Consider the following 18,426-nt stretch of genomic DNA (forward strand, 5'->3'; position numbering starts at 1 on the left):
GTCACCGTGCGGACCAGGCGCCGGCGAACCGAAGTGCCCGAACGAACGCGCGAACGGACTGCCGCCCTCCGGCACCTGCCTGAGAACGCACCCACCTGCCCGACCGGGCCCGCATGCCGGCCCGGGTCGAGCGCGGCATGGCCCGTCCTTCGCCTGCCCCGCCGTTGCGGGCAGGCGGGGTGGTGGGTGGGCTTCGACGCGGCGAGCCCGCACCCCGGGCCGGGGTGCGGGCTCGCTCGGATTCGGGCCGCCGGGATCAGGCGGGGCGGCCGCCGAAGGGGGCGCCGGTGCCGTAGTAGGTGCCCAGCTCTTCCCGGTAGCCGACGTCGCCCAGGTGCTTGTCCCGGTGGAACTCGGGGGCGGCCTTGATCTGTTCCTTGGTGCCGGCGACGAAGACCTTCCTGTCCTCGGGGTCGATCCTGACGACGGTGCTCGCCGGCAGCAGGACCTCCTTGCCGAAGATCCATACGCCGGTGTCGACCACAAGGTAGGCGTCACCGACCTCGTCGGAGTGCTTGTCGACCTTGCCGATGTGCCCGTCGGTCGCCTCGACCTTGTAGCCGGTCAGGTCCGTACCGGCCAGGTGGCCCGCGGTCGGCTGGTAACTCCACACATGTTCAGTCACGCGAAAACAACTCCTCCGGTCAATGGGGGGCGACGAGGAAGTGCTTCTCCGTCGACCCTCCTTGTGCCGTACGCGGTGCTCGGCGGATGTACTGCGTTCCGCCGGGACTTCGCCTGCCCGGCTTTCACCGCTTCACTCGCCCGGATCGAATGCGGACCGGGACGGCCCCCGCCGCACGCCCGGTGCCGCTCACGTCGCCGGGTACCCCCCGACCGCCCGGCGATGGGCCACGTGCCCGCCCAGGGCACCGGTGAGCGCGACGGCGGCCAGGCCGCCGAGGGACCACAGTCGGCCCTTCGCCGGGCGGCCGCGCAGCCGCGACGTCAGGGACAGGGCGTAGCAGGCCACCGCAGCCGCGTTCGAGGCCGCGTGGGCCAGGCCGACCCGGGCCTGTTCGGGAGGCAGGTCCGCCCAGTCGACCCAGCCGGCCACCGCTGCCGGGGCGATCCCGGCCAGTCCGACGGCGGTGAGGGTCTTGCTCGCACGCTGCGTCCCGGGTACGAGGTCCAGCACGGCCGACGAGAGCCAGCATCCGATGGGTACCTGCACCAGCACGGGATGCAGCGGGTGCCCGAGCGGTCTGCCACGCAGCAGATCACGCATCCCGCCCAGGGGTAGCGCGTGGATGCCCCGCTGGAGCACCCTGATCGCCGGATCGGCCACCGTGGTCCGTTCGAGCCGGTCCAGCGCGGTCAGCCACCGGGTCGAGGCGTTGTCGAGTACTGCGGTCCGCCCGGTCACGGCCGAGGCGTCGGGGGTGTGGGAGTGCATACTCGACGCCTACCCGGTGTCACGCCGCGATCCCGCCCGGGTCCTCATTGGCACCCGAACGACCGGCCCTGACCCTGTGTACCCGGTGGGGTGGTGGTGACACTGTTCGCCGGGCGGCATGCCCCCGTGCAGGCGACCTCCCCTACGCCGAACGCTCACGCTTCTCCAGCCTGTCGGGCGACCCCGGCCGGCACGACGGCGTCGAACTCGACGGAGCGGGCGGTGGCGATGGTCTGCTGAAGGGCGAACCGGGAGGGAATCCGGTAGGGAATCCGGGAAGGAGATGTCCCGTGAGCCCGTCGATCGTGGGTAGGCGCGAGCCATGATTCCTACCGAAATTCTCGCGGCCGAAGGCCAAGGAGCACTTTTCCTCATGTTCGCCGGCGTCGTCGTGGTCGTCCTTTTGGTCGGCGCGTTCTGGTACGGCAGCCGACGCAACGCGCGGCGCCGGGCCCCTGTCCGGCCGGCCGAGCAGAATCCCGTGGCGCGGGGGCGCGAGGATTCGTGGCGGACGCCGGACGGGAACGCCGGCGACCAGGCGCCCCGCGTGTGAGCCGGCCCGGTGCGCTCCGGGACGCGAAGTACCGAGTGGCCGCCCGTGGGAATACCGGAAAAGGTCGATATCCGTCTGATCCTCTGAAGATCGACGAGAATTCGGGTGGGCCGCTCAGTTCGGGGCAGCCGCAGGGCGCCGGTCGATTTCAGCGGTCCGCTCCGCGGGCCGCATACGAATCCGGGAGGTACGCGGTGCCCGCCACAGCCCTGTCCTTGCCCCCGCTCCCGGTCGCCCTGATGGCCCTGCCGGGCGTCTACCAGCCGCAGGCGGACACCCTTCTCCTCGCGCAGGCGCTCGCCCAGGAGGAGCTCGGGCCGCGGACCGACGCGCTGGAGATCGGTACGGGCACCGGCGCGCTGGCACTGCACGCCGCGGGCAGGGGAGCGCGGGTCACGGCGGTCGACGTCTCCTGGCCCGCCGTGGTCACGGCGCGGCTGAACTCCTTGCGCCGACGGTTGCCGCTGCGCGTCCTGCACGGCGACTTCGCGGCGCGCACCGCGGGCTGTCGCTTCGACCTGGTGGTCACCAATCCGCCGTACGTCCCGGCCCCGGGGGTCCGGCTGCCGTCGCGCGGGCCGGAGCGTGCCTGGGACGCCGGTCCCGACGGGCGCGGGGTCATCGACCGGATCTGCGCCGGCGCCCCGACCCTGCTGCGTCCCGGGGGTGTCCTGCTCATGGTGCACTCGGCGATGTGCGGGGCCGAGGAGAGCCTCGACCGCCTGACCGGGGCGGGGCTGGCCGCCGAGGTCACGGCGAGTGCCTCGGTGCCGTGGGGCCCCGTACTGCGTTCGCGACGGGCCTGGCTGGAGCGGCGGGGTCTGGCGGCAGCAACCGACGAGTGGGAAGAGCTGGTGATCATCCGTGCCCAGTCCCTCTGACAGCCCCCGGGCCCCCGTCCCGACTCCCGTCCCGGCCACCGTCCCGATCCCCGTCCGGACGCCGGCCCGCCGGGTGTCGGTGGACCCGCAGGGCCCGGTCCTGATCGAGGGCCCGGTCGAGATCGTCCTGGACGACGGCAGGGTCGCCCGGTCCGACCGCTTCGTGGTCGCGGTATGCACCTGCCGCCGCAGCCGTGCCTACCCCTGGTGCGACACCAGCCACCGCTGTCGTGAGCGGGGCGGCCCGCCTCCCGAGGACAGGAACCCGCGATGACCCCTCCGAGCCCGAGCACCACGACGACCGCCGCCGGCCCCGGCCTGGTCGAAGCACGGGGCGAGCTGTCCCGTGCCGTGACGCAGGCCCTGCGATCCGGTGGCCCGCCGGTGTACGCCACGGGGTCCGTGCCGAAGGCGGATCCGTGGGGTGAGGACCTCCAGCTCGCCCTCTACCTGCTGTACGAATTGCACTACCGCGGCTTCGACGGCGTGGACGACGAGCGCGAATGGGACCCGCAACTGTTGCGGCTGCGCCGGTCGATGGAGACCCGCGTGCTGCACGCCCTGCGCACCGAGCTGCCCGACGCGCCGCGGACGGTCGAGGAAGCCTTCGCCCCGCTCCTCGTCGAGCCCGTGGACCTCTCCGGCAGTCTCAGTCACCACCTGGAAACCGAGGGCGAGCTATGGCAGTTGCGTGAGTACGCCGCCCTGCGCTCCCTCTACCACCTCAAGGAGGCCGACCCGCACGCCTGGGTCATCCCGCGGCTCACCGGACGGGCCAAGGCGGCGATGGTGGCCATCGAGTACGACGAGTTCGGCGCCGGCCGCGCCGACCGTATCCACGCACAGCTCTTCGCGGACCTCATGGCCGACCTGGAACTGGATCCCGCCTACGGCCGCTACCTGGACCACGCGCCGGCGCCGCTGCTCGCGACCGTGAACCTGATGTCCCTGTTCGGGCTCCACCGCGCCCTGCGCGGCGCACTCGTCGGCCACTTCGCGTGCGTCGAAGTCACCTCGTCGCCCGGGTCCAGGCGCCTGGCCAAAGCCATGCGGCGCTGCGGAGCGGGCCCTTCGGCCGAACACTTCTACGCGGAGCACGTCGAAGCCGACGCCGTCCACGAACAGGTGGTGCGCCACGAGGTGATCGGAGGTCTGCTGGCCGACGAGCCGGACCTGGAGGCTGACATCGCGTTCGGGTGTGCGGCGACCGTCCTGTTGGAGGACCGCCTCGCGACCCACCTCCGCAAGGCCTGGGACCAGGGGCGCAGCGCTCTGCGGTCGCCCGTGCCGGGGACGAGACCGGGGACGAGGCCGGGGACGAGGCCGGGGCCGTGAGGGCGGGCTCTCGACCACGAAGGGAGCGGCGCGTCGGCCTCTTCAGGCACGGCGCGCCGCTCCCTTCGGCGGGTGGCGCATCGACAAGGTTCTGCGGAACGACGAAGGCCGCCTGCCGTCAGCGGTGCGCGGCCCGGTGGCCGAACCAGTGGCCTCGACCGCGGGGGACGTCGGTCGCCGGAGCACCGGCCTCGGCGCGGGGCACGTCACCCGTCGGAGCACCGGCCCCGGCGCGGGCATCGTCGCGCTGCTTGATCAGATCGTCGCGCTCGCGGTCGACGGCGGCGGCCTCACGGCGTGATGTGCTGAGTTCCCGGCGGGCCTGCGCCGAGCGACGGGCCGAACGACGGGCGCCCATCATGACCAGAGTCAGGCCCAAGAGGGCGACGGCTCCGACGATGATTCCGCTCAGAAAGAGGGATCCGGTCGAACCGGTGACGTGGTAGCCGAAAATCGAGAAATCGCCGCCGACGCCGAGATCGTGGCCCGCGCCGGTATTGCCGAATACGCCGGCCAGGCCGACGATGACGGCGGCGATCAGAATGACGAGTCCGAGGATGAGAATCATGGAATTTCTCCTTGGCTGCGCGCCCGAACAAGCCGCCGGACACGGCTGGCGTCTACCCCGGTTGTGCACCGTCACGCCAAAACGGAGGACGTCGGTCCTGTCATCGGCGTGCTTCTCCTCGCCATTCGCTTCGTGACGGGAATTCCGATCCTTCGGACCGTCCTCATTCCGCTGGCCGTCGGACCGGTCGCCGGTTCCAGGAAGCGGCCGGTCACGCCGTCAGGGAACGCGCAGCGCCAGTACGACGACATCGTCCCCGGGCGCCGGGTCCGCCGGCCTGTTGCTGATCAGGTGGAGCAGTTCGGGCAGCGGAAGGTCACCATGGCGGGCGAGCAGGGAGACGAGCTGCGCCAGGGAGGCATCGATGTCGTGGCCACGGCGTTCGATGAGCCCGTCGGTGTAGAACAGCAGCGTCGAGCCCGGGGGCAGACCGCGCCGGGCCTCGGTGCGGTGGAACGGCCCGAGGTCACTGTGGAGGAGGATGTCGTGCTCCTCCAGGAGGGCCACCCGGCCGTCGGGGGTACGGAGCAGTGGCGGCGGGTGGCCGGCGTTGGACCAGGTCAACGTCCAGCCGGGACCGCCGTCGGCGAGGTCGAGGCGTGCGTGGACCAGCGTGCCGCCGGCCTCGAGGGGCAGGATCGAACAAGCGGTATCGAGGGCGGTCAACGCCGTGGCCGGGCTGTACGGCGGGTGGTCGAGGGTGGCCTGCCGCAGCATGCTGCGGATCTGGCCCATGATCGTGGCGGCGTGCGTGTCGTGGCCGGTGATGTCACCCACCGTCACCATGAGGGCTCCGGGTGCGCCGCCGGATGAGGCGGGCGGCAGGTGGTAGGCGTCGTACCAGTCCCCACCGATCATGTCGCCGACCGCGGCCGGCTCGTACAGGGCGCTCATCTCGATGCGGTCGGCCACGGGGAGGTCGGTGAGCATGGCTTCCTGGAGCTGCCTGGCCACGGAGGTGCGTTCGTCGAGGTGCAGGGCACGCTCCACCGCCTGCGCGATGTAACCGGACGCGGCGATGAGCGTGGCCCGCTCCGTGACGCCCACCTCGTGCCGCTTGGTCCAGCAGACGGCGAGCACGCCCAGCAGGGCGCGGCTGCCCCAGAGCGGCAGGCACAGAACGGTGGTGAAGCCCATGCGGTCGGAGAAGCCGACCGCCTCGGGGCTGTACCCGGCGACGAGCGCCTCACGGTCCGGCACGAAAACCGCCCGCCGTTCCCGCATGGCCCGGGTGCTCGGGAACTCCGCGCTCACGGGCAGCGTGAGAACCTCCCGTTCCACCGAGTGCTCCACGTCGGGGTCGGCAATCCGGTGCAGTTCGTCCTTGTCGGCGACCAGCAGGCCGACGTACGAGGGCTTCCCGGCACCGACGAAAAGGTCCCGCAGCCGGCGCCGGACGTCCTCCAGCCCGGACGTCTGGGCCAGTTCCTCCGATGCCCTCAGCAGCAGCTCGGCATGATCCATGCCGGTCTGGGCCTCCTGCTCCAGGCGCTCCGCGTCACCGCGGGCGCGCTCGGCGGCGGCCCGTGCGGTCTCCAGCACCTTCTGCGCGGACCGGCTCTGCGCCGACAGGATGCGCAGGCGCAGATCGGCGGAGCAGGCAGCGGCCAGATCCTTCAGGTCGGTCAGCTCGCCGTCACTCCACGTCCGCGGCTCGTGGTCGAAGGCGCACAAGGAGCCCAGCACCAGCCCGGCGGCATCGGTCAGCGGCATCCCCGCATACGCGACGAGCCCGAGATCCCCGATGGCCGGGTTGGTACGGAGCCGGTCGTCGGCGCGGGCATCGGGCACGACCAAGGGCTGCCCGGAGGTCACCACGTACCGGCAGAGCGAGTGCGACAGCGGCAGCGCGCGGCTCCCCGCCCAGGGCTCCGGCAGACCGAACTGGCCGGGCAGGATCTGCCGCTCCTCCTCGACGAGCGAAACGAAGGCCACCGGCACGCGGAGCAGTCGTGAAACCAGGCGGGCGAACCGGTCCATCCCGGTGTCGGAGGCTGCCGAGAGCCCGGCCGGCCTCACGGCGCGCCACTGTGCGCTGCCCGGGTCCGCTTCGGATTCCTGGCCCTGTTTCGGCATCTGTCCTCCGGCCGCGCTGTCCCGAAGCCCTCAAAGGCATGGTAGGCCGGCGGAGGGCCCCTTCGCCGGTCCATGGTGACAAGGGCGCGTGCGTCGAACGGGCCGGCTCCCACCCGTCCGAGGCCGCGTGTGGTGAAAGGCGGTACTGCGCTCCTGGGCGAACGAGGTCAGGCGGAGTCTTTCGGGGCGCCCCTGGCTTCTGATACTTCAGGCTGTTGCCGCCGACCCGTCCTCGTCTCGGTCACGCCAGGTCCCTCAGGCCTTCGACCTGGCGTCGATCTCGGCGATCAGGCCCTCGATGAGGCCCTTGATCTCGTCGCGGATGGGGCGGACGGCCTCGACGCCCTGGCCGGCCGGGTCCTCGAGCTGCCAGTCGAGGTAGGTCTTGCCGGGGAAGTACGGGCAGGCATCCCCGCAGCCCATCGTGATGATGTAGTCCGAGGCCTGGGCGGCCTCGGGGGTGAGGACCTTCGGCTTCTGGTCGGAGATGTCGATGCCCAGCTCGGCCATGGCGGCGACTGCGGAGGGGTTGATCTGCTCGCCGGGCACGGAGCCGGCGGAGCGGATCTCGACGCGGTCGCCGGCGAGGTGGCGCAGGAACCCGGCCGCCATCTGGGAGCGGCCCGCGTTGTGGATGCAGACGAACAGGACGGAGGCGGCAGGAGCGGAGGACATCTGTTCTTCCTTGGGGTGAGGCGACTGCGGTGGGGAGCCGCGGGGCGTGAGGGGCGAGCTGGGTGAGCAGCTCGGTGATGTGGGCGTCGTTCGCCTCGATGGCCTCGATGGCGTCGAGGATGTCGCGGACGACGACGATCGGCGCTCCGTCGGGGTCGGCGACAGGCCGGTCGAGGTAGCGGCGACCCGGCACCACGGGGCAGGCGTCGCCGCAGCCCATCGTGATCCCGATGTCGGCAGCCTGGACGACTCTTCGGTCAGCGGCTTGGGGTAGGCGTTCGGCGGTGACCGTTCGGCGGGCACGACCAGGTGCGTACGGATCCGTGCGTGCTCGGCGAGACGTGTGCAGGAGTCGGCGAGCAGGCCCAGCACCGTTTCCGGCGCGAAGTGGCGGCGCATCGGGTGGCGAGGCGGGTGGCGAGGCGGGCGGCCCCTGCGGCCAGGTGTTCGTCCGGCACGAGGGTCGAGGAGGGCGTGGGCATGGCGATCCATTTCAAAGGAGCCAATAGGTCAGTGCAGGATGGTGTCAGCCCCAACTGATGTGACAGTATCAGTCCATGATGACGTCAGTCGACACTGATCTGATCCGGGTGCTGGCCGACCCGCTCAGGCTCCGGATCGTGACCCTGCTCGCCCGCGAGACGCTCTGCACCACCCACCTCGTGGAGGAGACGGGTGCCAAGCAGACGAACCTCTCCAACCACATGAAGGTGCTGCGCGAGGCCGGGGTCGTGGAGACGGAGCCATGCGGCCGGTACATCTACTACCGCCTGCGCCCGGAGGTCATCGAAGCCCTCGCCGGTCAGTTCGCCGACCTCGCCCGGACCGCGCGAGCCGCCGCGGAAGCGAACCTCAAGCGGTCCTGCCCCTAAGCCCTCGCGGCCTTGTCCGCCCTGCCTCACCTGCCCGAGGAGAACCTGTCTTGACCGCCACCGAGCCCGTCGCGAGCGACGCCCTGGCCGCCGACCCGGCTCCGCAGCCCGCGCCCGGCGCGACCCCGCCCCGTACTCCTCTGATTGCCCGTGCTGCCGCCGAACTGGTCGGCACCGCCGCCCTGGTCGCGATCGTGGTCGGCTCCGGCATCCAGGCCACCGAGCTCACCGACGACGTCGCTCTCCAACTGCTGGCCAACTCCACCGCCACCGTCTTCGGCCTCGGCGTACTGATCGCCCTCCTCGGCCCGGTCTCCGGCGCCCACTTCAACCCCGCAGTCACCCTGGCCGAGTGGTGGACCGCCCGCCGCGGTGGCGCCGGTGTGAACGCGCGCGAGCTCGCCGTCTACGTGCCCTCGCAGATCGCCGGTGCGCTCGCGGGTGCGATCCTCGCCGACGCGATGTTCGGGGAGCCGCTGGTGAAGTGGTCACAGCACGACCGCTCCGCCGGCAACCTCCTCCTCGGCGAGGTGGTCGCCACCGCGGGCCTGATCCTGCTGATCTTCGGCCTCGCGCGTACGGACAGGCTCCGTTTCGCGCCGGTCGCGGTCGCCTCCTATATCGGCGCCGCGTACTGGTTCACCTCCTCCACCTCCTTCGCCAACCCGGCCGTCACGATCGGCCGCGCCTTCACCGACACCTTCGCGGGCATCGCCCCGGCGTCGGTTCCCGGCTTCATCGCCATGCAGCTGATCGGTGCCGCGGTAGGCCTGGCCTTGGTGGCGGTCATCTTCATGCGCGGCAAGACCGGCTCCGGGACGCCCGCAGCATGACGCGGCGCACCGACGTGGTGGTGATCGGCGGCGGCCGGTCCGGGCCACCACCTGCGCAGCCTGGGCATCGAGCACGTCCTCCTCGACGCCCGGACGACGCCCGGACGGCGCCCGGCGGAGCTTGACGGCACACATGGGACTCCCTGCGCCTGTTCTCCCCGGCGCAGTACTCCTCCCTGCCCGGTCGGCTCATGCCGGTCCAGCCCGGCCGGACCTACCCCGACGTGCGGCATGTCGTCGACCACCTCGCCCACTACGAGAAGCTCTACGACCTGCCCGTGCACCGCGGGGCCCGGGTGGAAGCGGTCCACCGCGACGGCGCCTTCCCGCGCGTCGCGACGGACAGCGGCGACCGGCAGGCCCGCGCGGTCGTCAGCGCCACCGGCCCTGACCCCGCCCCGCTCCAACGGGCGGAAAGGACCGAAGGCCCGGTGACGTCAGTCGTGCCGGGGCCGCGGCCGGCCGGGCATCAGCTTCGGGGAAGGCCGTCGGCCGGCGGCCCGGGACTCGTCGAGACCTCCGAGCCGCCCCCGGAGCCGCGCCTCGGTCCGCACCGCGGTCACGCCGTCTTCACGGCGCCGGCCAGCAGCGCGCCCATGGCGGCGAGCACGGACGGCTCGACCCGGTAGTACACCCACGTACCCCGGCGCTCGGAGGACAGCAGCCCGGCCTCTTTCAGCTTCTTCAGGTGGTGGGAGACGGTGGGTTGGGAGACGCCGACGTCGGAGATGTCGCACACGCACGCCTCCCCGCCCTCGTGGGAGGCGACGGCGGAGAACAGGCGCAGCCGCACGGGGTCACCGAGGGCCTTGAACATCTTCGCCGCGACCTCGGCCTCCTCGGCCGACATCGGGCGCTCGTTCAGAGGCGGGCAGCAGGCCGCGACGGCGTCGGGCTCCAGCAGCGGCAGAACCTTCACATTCGACATACGTCTATGTTGACATACATCGAACCAAGGCGGCAGGGGGCGGTCGCCGGTCGGGTAGGTGATGACCTCGTCCCGGTGCGGACAGCGGTCCGAACCCCGCAAAAATAGATGAACGTCTATGTTGACGTCTATCGATATGGATGCCATGCTGATCACGCAAGCCATAGACAAACTTCGATATACGAGGGAGTCGTGATGAACGAGCCGGCCACCCCCACCAGCCCGAACCCCGCCGAGGCAGGTTCCTGTTGCGGCCCCACCCCCGCACGGTCCGCCGCCGAGGTGGCGCCCGCCCAGTCCTCACCCTGTTGTGGCACCAGCGAGGGCGCGCAAGCAGCCGGAGCCTGCTGTGCCCCGCAGGCCAAGAGCGAAGCCGTCGCCACCGGCGCCGGCTGCTGCTGACCACCTGAAAGCCCCCGCCCAGCCGCCCGCCCGCACGAAGACCCGGAGACATGCCATGAGCGAGACCACCACCGAGCTGCCCGTCGTCGTCATCGGGGCCGGCCCCGCCGGACTCGCGGCCGCGGCCCACCTCCTCGACCGCGACATCACGCCCCTCGTCCTGGAAGCCGGCCCGCTCGCCGGGGCCGCCGTGCGCGAGTGGGCTCACGTGCGGCTGTTCTCCCGCTGGGGCGAGCTCGTCGACCCGGCCGCCGAGAAGCTCCTGGCCCCGACCGGCTGGACCAAGCCCGCCGAGGACACCTACCCCTCCGGAGGTGACTGGGCCGAGCGCTACCTCCAGCCGCTGGCCGACGTGCTCGGCGAGCAGGTCCGCTACGGAGCGCGCGTCACCGGCGTCTCCCGCACCGGCCGCGACCGCATCGTCGACGCCGACCGCGACACCCAGCCCTTCGTCGTCCACTACGAGAACGCCGAGGGCCACGAGCACCGCCTCTTCGCCCGCGCCGTCATCGACGCCTCCGGCACCTGGTCCACCCCCAGCCCCGCCGGCGGCAGCGGACTCGCCGCCCTCGGCGAGAAGACCGCCGCCGACCACATCACCTACCGGGTCCCGGACCTGAAGGACCCCGCCGTCCGCGCCCGCTACGCCGGGAAGCGCACCGCCGTCATCGGCTCCGGCGCCTCCGCCTTCACCGCCCTCGCCTACCTCGCCGATCTCGCCAAGTCCGACGACGGCCAGGGGACGCACGCCACGTGGATCCTGCGCCGAGGGATCTCCGGCTCCACCTTCGGCGGCGGCGAAGCCGACCAACTCCCCGCCCGCGGCGCCCTCGGCCTGGCGGCCAAGGCAGCGGTCGACAGCGGCTACGCCGACGCGGTCACCGGCTTCCGCACCGACACCGTCGAGCGCACCGAAGACGGCCACGTGATCCTCATCGGTGAGGACGGACGCCGCCTCGACCCGGTCGACGAGGTCATCGTCCTCACCGGCTTCCGCCCTGACCTGTCCTTCCTCGGCGAGCTGCGCCTGGGCCTGGACGAGCGCCTCCAGGCCCCGACCGCGCTTGCTCCGCTGATCGACCCCAACCAGCACTCCTGCGGCACGGTCTACCCCCACGGCGTGAACGAGCTCGCCCACCCCGAGAAGGACGTCTACCTCGTCGGCATGAAGTCCTACGGCCGCGCCCCCACCTTCCTCGCCATGACCGGCTACGAGCAGGTCCGCTCCATCGCCGCCCACCTCGCCGGCGACCAGGAAGCCGCCGAGCGCGTCGAACTCACCCTCCCCGAGACCGGGGTGTGCGGCGGTGCAGGCCTCTTCGACGAGCCGGAAGCCTCCGAGCGGAACGACGGTGGAGGCTGCTGCGCAGCCCCGGCCACCCTCACCATCGGCGCCGCGCCCGCCTCCTCCGGCGGCTGCTGAGGTGACCGACCTTCAAAGCGGCGGGGCCGCGACCGGGATGGGGGTCCGGTCGCGGCCCCGCGCCGTCCTGCCCGCCCTCTGCCTCACCCAGATCACCAGCTGGGGCATCGTCTACTACGCCTTCCCCGTCCTCAACCCGGCCATCACCGCCGACACCGGCTGGAGCGCGGGGGCGACCACCGCCGCGTTCTCCGCCGCCCTCGTCGTCTCCGCCGTCGCCGGGATCTACGTCGGCCGCGTACTGGACCACCGTGGGCCCCGCACCGTCATGACGGCCGGCTCCTTCCTGGGAGCCCTGAGCCTGCTGGTCATCGCCGCAGCCCCCACCCTGGCCGTCTTCTTCGCCGGATGGCTGCTCGCCGGAGCGGCCATGGCCGCCATCTTCTACCAGCCCGCCTTCGCCGCCCTCACCCGCTGGTGGGCACCCGACCACGTCCGCGCCCTCACCATCGTCACCCTCGCCGGCGGACTCGCCTCCACCGTCTTCGCACCCCTGACCGCGATACTCGCCGCCCACATGTCCTGGCGCGCCACCTACACGGTGCTCGCCGCCATCCTCGCCGCCCTGACCATCCCCACCCACGCCCTCGCGTTGAAAGCCCCCTGGCCACCGGCTCCGCCGAGCCCGCCGCACATCACCGGCGGCCACGAGCAAGTCGTGCGCAGCCGGGCGTTCTTGATGCTGGCCGTCACCTTCGCCCTGTCGGCGTTCGCGATGTACGCGGTCGTCATCGGCCTCGTCCCGCTCCTGATCGAACGCGGCTTCACCACCACGCAGGCCGCATGGGCCTTGGGCCTCGGCGGCGCGGGCCAGACCCTCGGCCGCACCCTCTACGCGTACCTCGCCCGCCACCTCGGCGTCACCGCCCGCACCGTCACCCTGATCGCCCTCGGCGCCCTCACCACCGCAGCACTGGCCACCGTGGCCGGCCCCTACGCCCTGCTCGTCGCCCTATCCGTCCTCGCCGGGGTGATCCGCGGCAACCTCACCCTCCTCCAGGCCACCGCCGTCACCGACCGCTGGGGCACCACCCACTACGGCCGACTCTCAGGCCTCCTCGGCGCACCGGCCCACGCCGCGGCCGCCCTCGCCCCCTTCGCCGGCGCGGTCCTGGCCGGCCCCCTCGGCGGCTACCCCGCACTGTTCGCCCTGCTCGCCGGTCTGTCGATCACCGCCGCCGTCACAGCATTCGGGACTCGTCCGGGCAACGGCGACGGCCCGCAGGGCTGAGGCCGGGCCGGCCGAGTACGGATCGACGAACCGGCCGGCCGGCACTCGAGACGCGTCGCTGACCTGGGGCTTCGTCCACGGCGCCGGCCGCCGGCCACCGGACGACGGCGGACGTCACCACCTTGTGTGGTCGTGGCGCTACGTCATTTCATCAAGGACCGGAAGGCCGGAGACACGACCGGTGACGGAGCGAAGGGCGTCCGGTTCGGCGCGAAGCCGGTCACCCGCCGGTTCGCCGGTGCTCTCCGGATTGCCGCGCCGGAATACAGGGGCGTTCTACCATGAAAGACAAAGTCTTCTTCATCCCCGCACCTGCTCACGGCGAGACGGTAGGGAGGCCGGCATGGAGTTCGGCACCGGATCCGGGGGAGTGGACGGCGCGCGCTATCTGCCGATTTCCGAGCACGGCCTGATCGGTGATCTTCGCACCGCCGCGCTCGTCGGGACCGACGGAACGATCGACTGGTACTGCTGCCCACGCTTCGACGCGCCGAGCGTCTTCGCGTCCATCCTCGACGCCGACAAAGGCGGATCGTGGGAGCTGGCCGCCGATGTGCCGGCGCGTACCCGGCAGTTCTACTTCCCCGACACCAACGTCCTGATCACACGGTTCTACGCGGCCGACGGGGTGGCGGAGATCCAGGACTTCATGCCGGTCGTCGACGAGTCGCGCGAGGCGGCCCGGCACCGGCTGATCCGTCGGGTGATATGCGTGCGGGGCACCCTCCCCTTCAGGACACGGATAGCCCCTCGCTTCGGCTACGGCGCCGAAGCGCACACCGTACGTACGCAGGTCCACGAAGCCGTCTTCGAGGCGCCCTCGATCTCACTGGCACTGACCTCCACCGTGCCGCTCGAAAGCGACGGAACGGACGTGGGGTCGCACTTCAAGCTCCTCGAAGGCGAGTCCGTGGTCTTCGCCCTCGACAAGATCAGCGATGACGTCCGCCCGCAGGCCTGTCCGCACGCCGAGGCGGAGGAGCAGTTCGAGGCGACGGTCCGGTTCTGGCGCCACTGGCTGGGCCGCTCGCGCTATCGCGGCCGATGGCGGGAGATGGTGCACCGCTCCGCGCTGGTGCTCAAGCTGCTCACCTATGTGCCGACCGGTGCGATCGTGGCCGCACCGACGACCAGCCTGCCCGAGCGGGTCGGCGGTGAGCGCAACTGGGACTACCGGTACGTGTGGGTCCGCGACGCCGCCTTCGCCATCTACGCCATGCTCCGCCTGGGCTTCACGTCGGAGGCCGAGGCGTTCATGGGCTTCGTGTCCGACCGGGGCATCATGCGGGGCGTCGGCCCCACCGGTCCGCTGCAGATCATGTACGGCATCGACGGGCGCACCGACCTGCCCGAATCCGAGCTGCTCCACCTCGAAGGGCACTTGGGATCCGCTCCGGTGCGGGTCGGGAACGCCGCCACCAAGCAGCTCCAGCTGGACATCTACGGCGCGCTGATCGATTCGGTCTACCTCTACGACAAGTGGGGGCAGCCCATCAGCAGTGATCACTGGGACGAGGTCGGCGCGGTGGTGGACTGGCTCTGTGACCACTGGGACCAGCCCGACGAGGGCGTCTGGGAGACCCGGGGCGGCCGGCGGAACTTCGTCTACTCGAGGCTGATGTGTTGGGTGGCGATCGAACGGGCCGTCCGGATGGCCAACCGGCGCGGCCTGCCCGCCGATCTTCCGCGCTGGCAGCGGAGCCGGGACGAGATCTACCGGCAGATCATGCGGGAGGGCTGGTCGGCGAAGCGCGGTGCGTTCGTCCAAGGGCTGGGGGACGACGTACTCGACGCCTCCGTGCTGATGATGCCGATGGCCAAGTTCATCTCGCCCACCGACCCGAAATGGCTCTCGACCCTGGATGCGCTCACCGCGGATCTGGTCTCCGACTCGCTGGTCTACCGCTACGACCCGGAAGCCAGCCCGGACGGCCTGCGAGGCGCCGAGGGCACGTTCTCGATCTGCTCCTTCTGGTACGTCGAGGCGCTCACGCGTGCCGGACGCCTGGAGGATGCCCGCCTGGCCTTCGAAAAGATGCTCACCTACGGCAACCACCTCGGCCTCTACGCGGAGGAGATCGGCCGGAGCGGCGAACAACTCGGCAACTTCCCGCAGGCGTTCACCCACCTCTCGCTCATCAGCGCCGCCTTCAATCTCGACCGCGCGCTCGGCTGAGTGCCTGGGCCGACCTGGCCGACGGGTACGGCTACCGGGGCCGGCGGCCCTGGCCCATGGCGAACGCGACGAGGATCCCGGCGAGTCCTGCCCATACGACGCCTTCGCCGCCGGCTTGCCGCCAGCCCAGCAGGCCGAGGAACAGGGCGGTGATCGCTCCCGCCGAGAGCGCGCGGGAGTCGGAGAGGAACGACCACTGCCGGCGGCCGCTTCCGGGCTCCCTGAGCTCGGCGACGGCGGTTCTGACGACCACGGCCGCGATCACGATCGCGGCGACGACGAGTGTCGTTCCCACTTCCGCTCCTGACGTCAGTGACCTGGGGTGGCTTCCTGGTGCGCGGTGAGGGTCCGCTGGTGGATGTCGGGGATGCCGTCCGCGTCGACGTCCACCGTCTCCTCCTCGTACAGGTGTCGGTAGGGAAGGCGAGTCCACCGATGAGCAAGGCCACTGTGAAGCCTATGCCCGCGAGGACGGAGAGGCAGAGCACGTCCGCCCGGGCGAGGTCGGGATCGGGGCGGGCTCCGGTGAAGCGGGCGGCGAGGTAGGTACCGGCGAAGATGCCGATCACCTTCCCGGCGGCGAGGCCGATGACGACGCCGAGCGGCTCGGGCGTGGTGAACACCTTGGCGCGGGCGGGGCCGGAAATGCCGACTCCCGCGGCGAAGAGGGCGAAGAGGGGAACGGCCACGCCCGCGGAGAACGGGTGCAGGAGGTGGGAGACCCGGCTCGCCGGGGGATCGCTGCTGAAGAAGACCCGCAAGATCAGGATCGCGCCGAGGTCGTCGACGACGGCCAGGGTCAGGAGGTAGGCGCGCAGAGCGGCGGGCAGGTGGGTGGAGATGACCGAAGGAGACGACCCAGGACGCCGACCGGACTTCGCGGCACACCCCGCGCCCAGCCGAAAACAGCCACTTTGGGGCGTTCTTTGTGCTCCAGTCGGTGCTGTCCATCTCACCAGGGGGCTTCCCACCTGCTGAAACACGGATGAGCCTCGGCTGCGCCAGCGGCGTGGGGGTGCCGGAAGTGGATCACTACCCGGCATCCTGTGGCGGTGTCCACGATACCCACGCACCCCCAACAGCCCCACGCCGCAGGCCGGATGGTCGTCTGCGGCGACGACGGCCTCGCCCGCCGACTGGCAGCCGAGCTGCGCGACGTCTACCGGGAGCGCGTGACCCTCGTGGCCCCCGCGACCGGCGAGCCCGAGCCGAGTGCGGCGCGGCGGCCGGGCCTCCTGGGGCGGGTGCCCGTCGCGAGGGGGCGATCCCAGGCCGGGACGCGACCTGCCGACGACGCACTGCGGCTGCTGGACGCGGTGGAGCCGGACGAGGAGGTGCTGGCCGCGGCCGGGGTGGCGGATGCCGCCGCGCTGGCTCTCGTCTACGAGGACGACGAGAGGAACGTACGGGCCGCCCTCGTGGCGCGGCGGCTGAACCCCAGGTTGCGTCTGGTGATCCGCCTCTACAACCGCAAGCTCGGCCAGCACCTGGAGGAACTCCTGGACCAGGCCGCACTCGTCGCCGAGCCCGGCATCGACCTGCGCGAGCTGGACTCCTCGACGACGGTCCTCTCCGACGCGGACACGGCCGCGCCGGCCCTCGCCGCCTCGGCGATCGTCGGCACCAGCAAGGTGATTCAGGCGGATGGGCTGATCCTCCGCGCGGTGGAGCGACAGCCGCCCGGGCGGGGCGAGGTGGCCGACCCGGGCCTGTGCACCCTGGCCCTCCTGTCGGCGACCACGAACGACCCGACGGGAACCGAGGGCTCCGAACTGAGCGGGGCCCGCGGCCCTCAACTCCTGCCGGACGACAGGGCTGTCGCGGCCGCGACCGGGCGCGGCATCGTGGCACTCGAAGCGGTGGCGCACGAGAGACCGGCGTACCGGGGGCGAGGTCTGGCACCGGTCTCCTTTCCCCTCTCCTCACTCTTCTCCCGCCGGCTGAACTGGTCCCTCGCCGGGATCGTGGCCGCCGTCGCGGCGCTCGCGGTCGGCGCGTGGGTGACCACCGGCGACCACCCCCTGCACGCCGCCTACATCACCCTCCTCGACCTCTTCGCGATCAACGACCCGGCCGTGGAGGAGCCCCCGGAGCGCAAGGTCCTGCAGATCCTGGCCGGCTTCGTCGGACTGCTGCTCCTGCCGGTCCTCGTGGCGGCGGCACTCGAAGGGCTCGGGGCGTTCCGTACGGCCACCGCTCTGCGGCGCCCGCCACGTCGGCTGTCCGGCCATGTCGTACTGCTCGGACTCGGCAAGATCGGAGCGCGTCTGCTGGCCCGGCTGCGGGAGCTCGACATCCCCGTGGTGTGCGTCGAGTCGGACCCCGAGGCCCGGGGTGTCGCGCTCGCCCGCCGCCTGCACGTCCCGGTCGTCATCGGGGACGTGACCGACGAAGGCGTACTGGAAGCGGCCCACATCCACCGCGCACACTCCCTGCTGGCCATGACCAGCTCGGACATCACCAACCTCGAAGCCGCCCTGTACGCACGCTCCGTCAAGCCCGAGGTGCGGGTCGTGATGCGGCTGTACGACGACGACTTCGCCACCGCCGTCTACCGCACCCTGCGCGCCGCTCACCCCAGTGCCCTCACCCGCAGCCGCAGCGTCACCCACCTCGCCGCGCCCGCCTTCGCCGGCGCGATGATGGGCCGCCAGATCCTGGGCGCCATCCCGGTGGAGCGCCGGGTGCTGCTGTTCGCTGCGGTCGACGTGTCCGGACACCCGGAGCTGGAGGGGCGTACCATCACCGAGTCCTTCCGCCCCGGGGCATGGCGGGTCATCGCCCTGGACACCGCGGCCCCGGACGACCGCCGCCCCGACCTCGCCACGGATCCGGGCGACGACGCCGCGCAGACGCCCGTCCTCGTCTGGGACCTTCACCCCGGCTACGTCCTCGAGCCCCAGGACCGCGTGGTGCTCGCCGCCACCCGCCGGGGCCTGGCCGAGTTGCTCGGTCGCGAACGGGTCCGGACCCCAGGGGGCTGAATCCCGATGGCGGCACGCATCGTCCGGTCCTCGTGACCTCGGTGCGCGAGGCCGAACCGGACCGGGCCCGCCGCCCCCACGTCCACGCCGGCT

General features: G+C 71.8%; 20 protein-coding genes and 1 pseudogene. 13 read left to right on the forward strand and 8 right to left on the reverse strand.

Going from position 1 to position 18,426, the window contains the following annotated elements:
- Window positions 1-256: 256 nt before the first annotated feature.
- A complete protein-coding gene (locus AB8A24_RS00155; RefSeq protein WP_328960429.1) occupies window positions 257-625 on the reverse strand; it encodes a PRC-barrel domain-containing protein in 369 nt (122 codons plus the stop codon).
- Window positions 626-814: 189 nt separating this feature from the next.
- Window positions 815-1,396, reverse strand: a complete 582-nt coding sequence (locus AB8A24_RS00160) for a DUF2231 domain-containing protein (RefSeq protein ID WP_328960428.1) — start codon at window positions 1,394-1,396, stop codon at window positions 815-817.
- A gap of 322 nt (window positions 1,397-1,718) precedes the next feature.
- On the opposite strand from AB8A24_RS00160, the gene AB8A24_RS00165 reads away from it, so the two are divergent.
- The 4 genes from AB8A24_RS00165 (at window position 1,719) to AB8A24_RS00180 (ending at window position 4,165) form a co-directional block, all read left to right on the forward strand.
- Window positions 1,719-1,949: a DUF6479 family protein gene (locus tag AB8A24_RS00165; RefSeq protein WP_266480777.1), complete on the forward strand. Its 231-nt coding sequence runs from the start codon at window positions 1,719-1,721 to the stop codon at window positions 1,947-1,949.
- Between the two features lie 239 nt (window positions 1,950-2,188).
- A complete protein-coding gene (locus tag AB8A24_RS00170; RefSeq protein ID WP_328965787.1) occupies window positions 2,189-2,830 on the forward strand; it encodes a HemK2/MTQ2 family protein methyltransferase in 642 nt (213 codons plus the stop codon).
- 46 nt (window positions 2,831-2,876) lie between these two features.
- Window positions 2,877-3,104, forward strand: a complete 228-nt coding sequence (locus AB8A24_RS00175; RefSeq protein ID WP_328965786.1) for a CDGSH iron-sulfur domain-containing protein — start codon at window positions 2,877-2,879, stop codon at window positions 3,102-3,104.
- Window positions 3,101-4,165 carry an iron-containing redox enzyme family protein gene (locus AB8A24_RS00180; protein WP_369474103.1) on the forward strand — a complete coding sequence of 355 codons (1,065 nt, stop codon included), beginning with the start codon at window positions 3,101-3,103 and terminating at the stop codon, window positions 4,163-4,165. Before AB8A24_RS00175 ends, AB8A24_RS00180 begins: the two co-directional genes overlap by 4 nt.
- 118 nt (window positions 4,166-4,283) lie before the next feature.
- On the opposite strand, the gene AB8A24_RS00185 is transcribed toward AB8A24_RS00180, so the two are convergent.
- The 3 genes from AB8A24_RS00185 to AB8A24_RS00195 form a co-directional block, all read right to left on the reverse strand.
- On the reverse strand, window positions 4,284-4,733 hold the full coding sequence (locus AB8A24_RS00185; protein ID WP_328960426.1) for a hypothetical protein: 450 nt from the start codon (window positions 4,731-4,733) through the stop codon (window positions 4,284-4,286).
- A 219-nt stretch (window positions 4,734-4,952) separates the two neighbouring features.
- On the reverse strand, window positions 4,953-6,809 hold the full coding sequence (locus AB8A24_RS00190) for a SpoIIE family protein phosphatase (RefSeq protein WP_328960425.1): 1,857 nt from the start codon (window positions 6,807-6,809) through the stop codon (window positions 4,953-4,955).
- A gap of 255 nt (window positions 6,810-7,064) precedes the next feature.
- Window positions 7,065-7,484 (reverse strand): arsenate reductase ArsC, encoded by a 420-nt coding sequence (locus AB8A24_RS00195; protein WP_328960424.1) that lies wholly within the window; start codon window positions 7,482-7,484, stop codon window positions 7,065-7,067.
- Window positions 7,485-7,530: 46 nt separating this feature from the next.
- On the opposite strand from AB8A24_RS00195, the gene AB8A24_RS00200 reads away from it, so the two are divergent.
- The 4 genes from AB8A24_RS00200 to AB8A24_RS00215 all read left to right on the forward strand — a co-directional run bounded on the left by AB8A24_RS00200 (window position 7,531) and on the right by AB8A24_RS00215 (window position 9,818).
- Window positions 7,531-7,758: a hypothetical protein gene (locus AB8A24_RS00200; RefSeq protein ID WP_369474105.1), complete on the forward strand. Its 228-nt coding sequence runs from the start codon at window positions 7,531-7,533 to the stop codon at window positions 7,756-7,758.
- Between the two features lie 283 nt (window positions 7,759-8,041).
- The gene (locus tag AB8A24_RS00205; RefSeq protein WP_328960422.1) at window positions 8,042-8,356 is read left to right on the forward strand and encodes a metalloregulator ArsR/SmtB family transcription factor; all 315 of its coding nucleotides are present in this window, start codon (window positions 8,042-8,044) and stop codon (window positions 8,354-8,356) included.
- A gap of 50 nt (window positions 8,357-8,406) precedes the next feature.
- Window positions 8,407-9,189, forward strand: a complete 783-nt coding sequence (locus AB8A24_RS00210) for an aquaporin (protein ID WP_369474107.1) — start codon at window positions 8,407-8,409, stop codon at window positions 9,187-9,189.
- A gap of 191 nt (window positions 9,190-9,380) precedes the next feature.
- On the forward strand, window positions 9,381-9,818 hold the full coding sequence (locus AB8A24_RS00215) for a hypothetical protein (protein ID WP_369474109.1): 438 nt from the start codon (window positions 9,381-9,383) through the stop codon (window positions 9,816-9,818).
- Here the strand turns inward: AB8A24_RS00215 and AB8A24_RS00220 are convergent.
- Window positions 9,749-10,117, reverse strand: coding sequence for a metalloregulator ArsR/SmtB family transcription factor (locus AB8A24_RS00220; protein ID WP_328960420.1), 369 nt, complete (start codon window positions 10,115-10,117; stop codon window positions 9,749-9,751). The genes AB8A24_RS00215 and AB8A24_RS00220 overlap by 70 nt on opposite strands.
- Window positions 10,118-10,312: 195 nt before the next feature.
- Between AB8A24_RS00220 and AB8A24_RS00225 the strand changes: the two genes are divergently transcribed.
- From AB8A24_RS00225 to AB8A24_RS00240, 4 genes are all read left to right on the forward strand, one after another.
- A complete protein-coding gene (locus AB8A24_RS00225; RefSeq protein ID WP_328960419.1) occupies window positions 10,313-10,519 on the forward strand; it encodes a hypothetical protein in 207 nt (68 codons plus the stop codon).
- Window positions 10,520-10,574: 55 nt separating this feature from the next.
- The gene (locus tag AB8A24_RS00230; protein ID WP_328960418.1) at window positions 10,575-11,942 is read left to right on the forward strand and encodes an NAD(P)-binding domain-containing protein; all 1,368 of its coding nucleotides are present in this window, start codon (window positions 10,575-10,577) and stop codon (window positions 11,940-11,942) included.
- 1 nt (window position 11,943) lies between these two features.
- Window positions 11,944-13,173, forward strand: a complete 1,230-nt coding sequence (locus AB8A24_RS00235; protein ID WP_369474112.1) for an MFS transporter — start codon at window positions 11,944-11,946, stop codon at window positions 13,171-13,173.
- Between the two features lie 343 nt (window positions 13,174-13,516).
- Window positions 13,517-15,349: a glycoside hydrolase family 15 protein gene (locus AB8A24_RS00240; protein WP_369474113.1), complete on the forward strand. Its 1,833-nt coding sequence runs from the start codon at window positions 13,517-13,519 to the stop codon at window positions 15,347-15,349.
- Window positions 15,350-15,380: 31 nt separating this feature from the next.
- Here the strand turns inward: AB8A24_RS00240 and AB8A24_RS00245 are convergent, their stop codons facing one another.
- Window positions 15,381-15,644: a hypothetical protein gene (locus tag AB8A24_RS00245; RefSeq protein WP_369474115.1), complete on the reverse strand. Its 264-nt coding sequence runs from the start codon at window positions 15,642-15,644 to the stop codon at window positions 15,381-15,383.
- A gap of 14 nt (window positions 15,645-15,658) precedes the next feature.
- Window positions 15,659-16,197, reverse strand: a pseudogene (locus tag AB8A24_RS00250) (Na+/H+ antiporter NhaA); the annotation flags it as partial.
- 252 nt (window positions 16,198-16,449) lie between these two features.
- On the opposite strand from AB8A24_RS00250, the gene AB8A24_RS00255 reads away from it, so the two are divergent.
- A complete protein-coding gene (locus AB8A24_RS00255; protein ID WP_369474305.1) occupies window positions 16,450-18,333 on the forward strand; it encodes a TrkA family potassium uptake protein in 1,884 nt (627 codons plus the stop codon).
- Window positions 18,334-18,426 lie beyond the last annotated feature (93 nt).

Origin of the sequence: Streptomyces sp. BF23-19 (assembly GCF_041106355.1) — a bacterium.
GTDB lineage: Bacteria > Actinomycetota > Actinomycetes > Streptomycetales > Streptomycetaceae > Streptomyces > Streptomyces virginiae_A.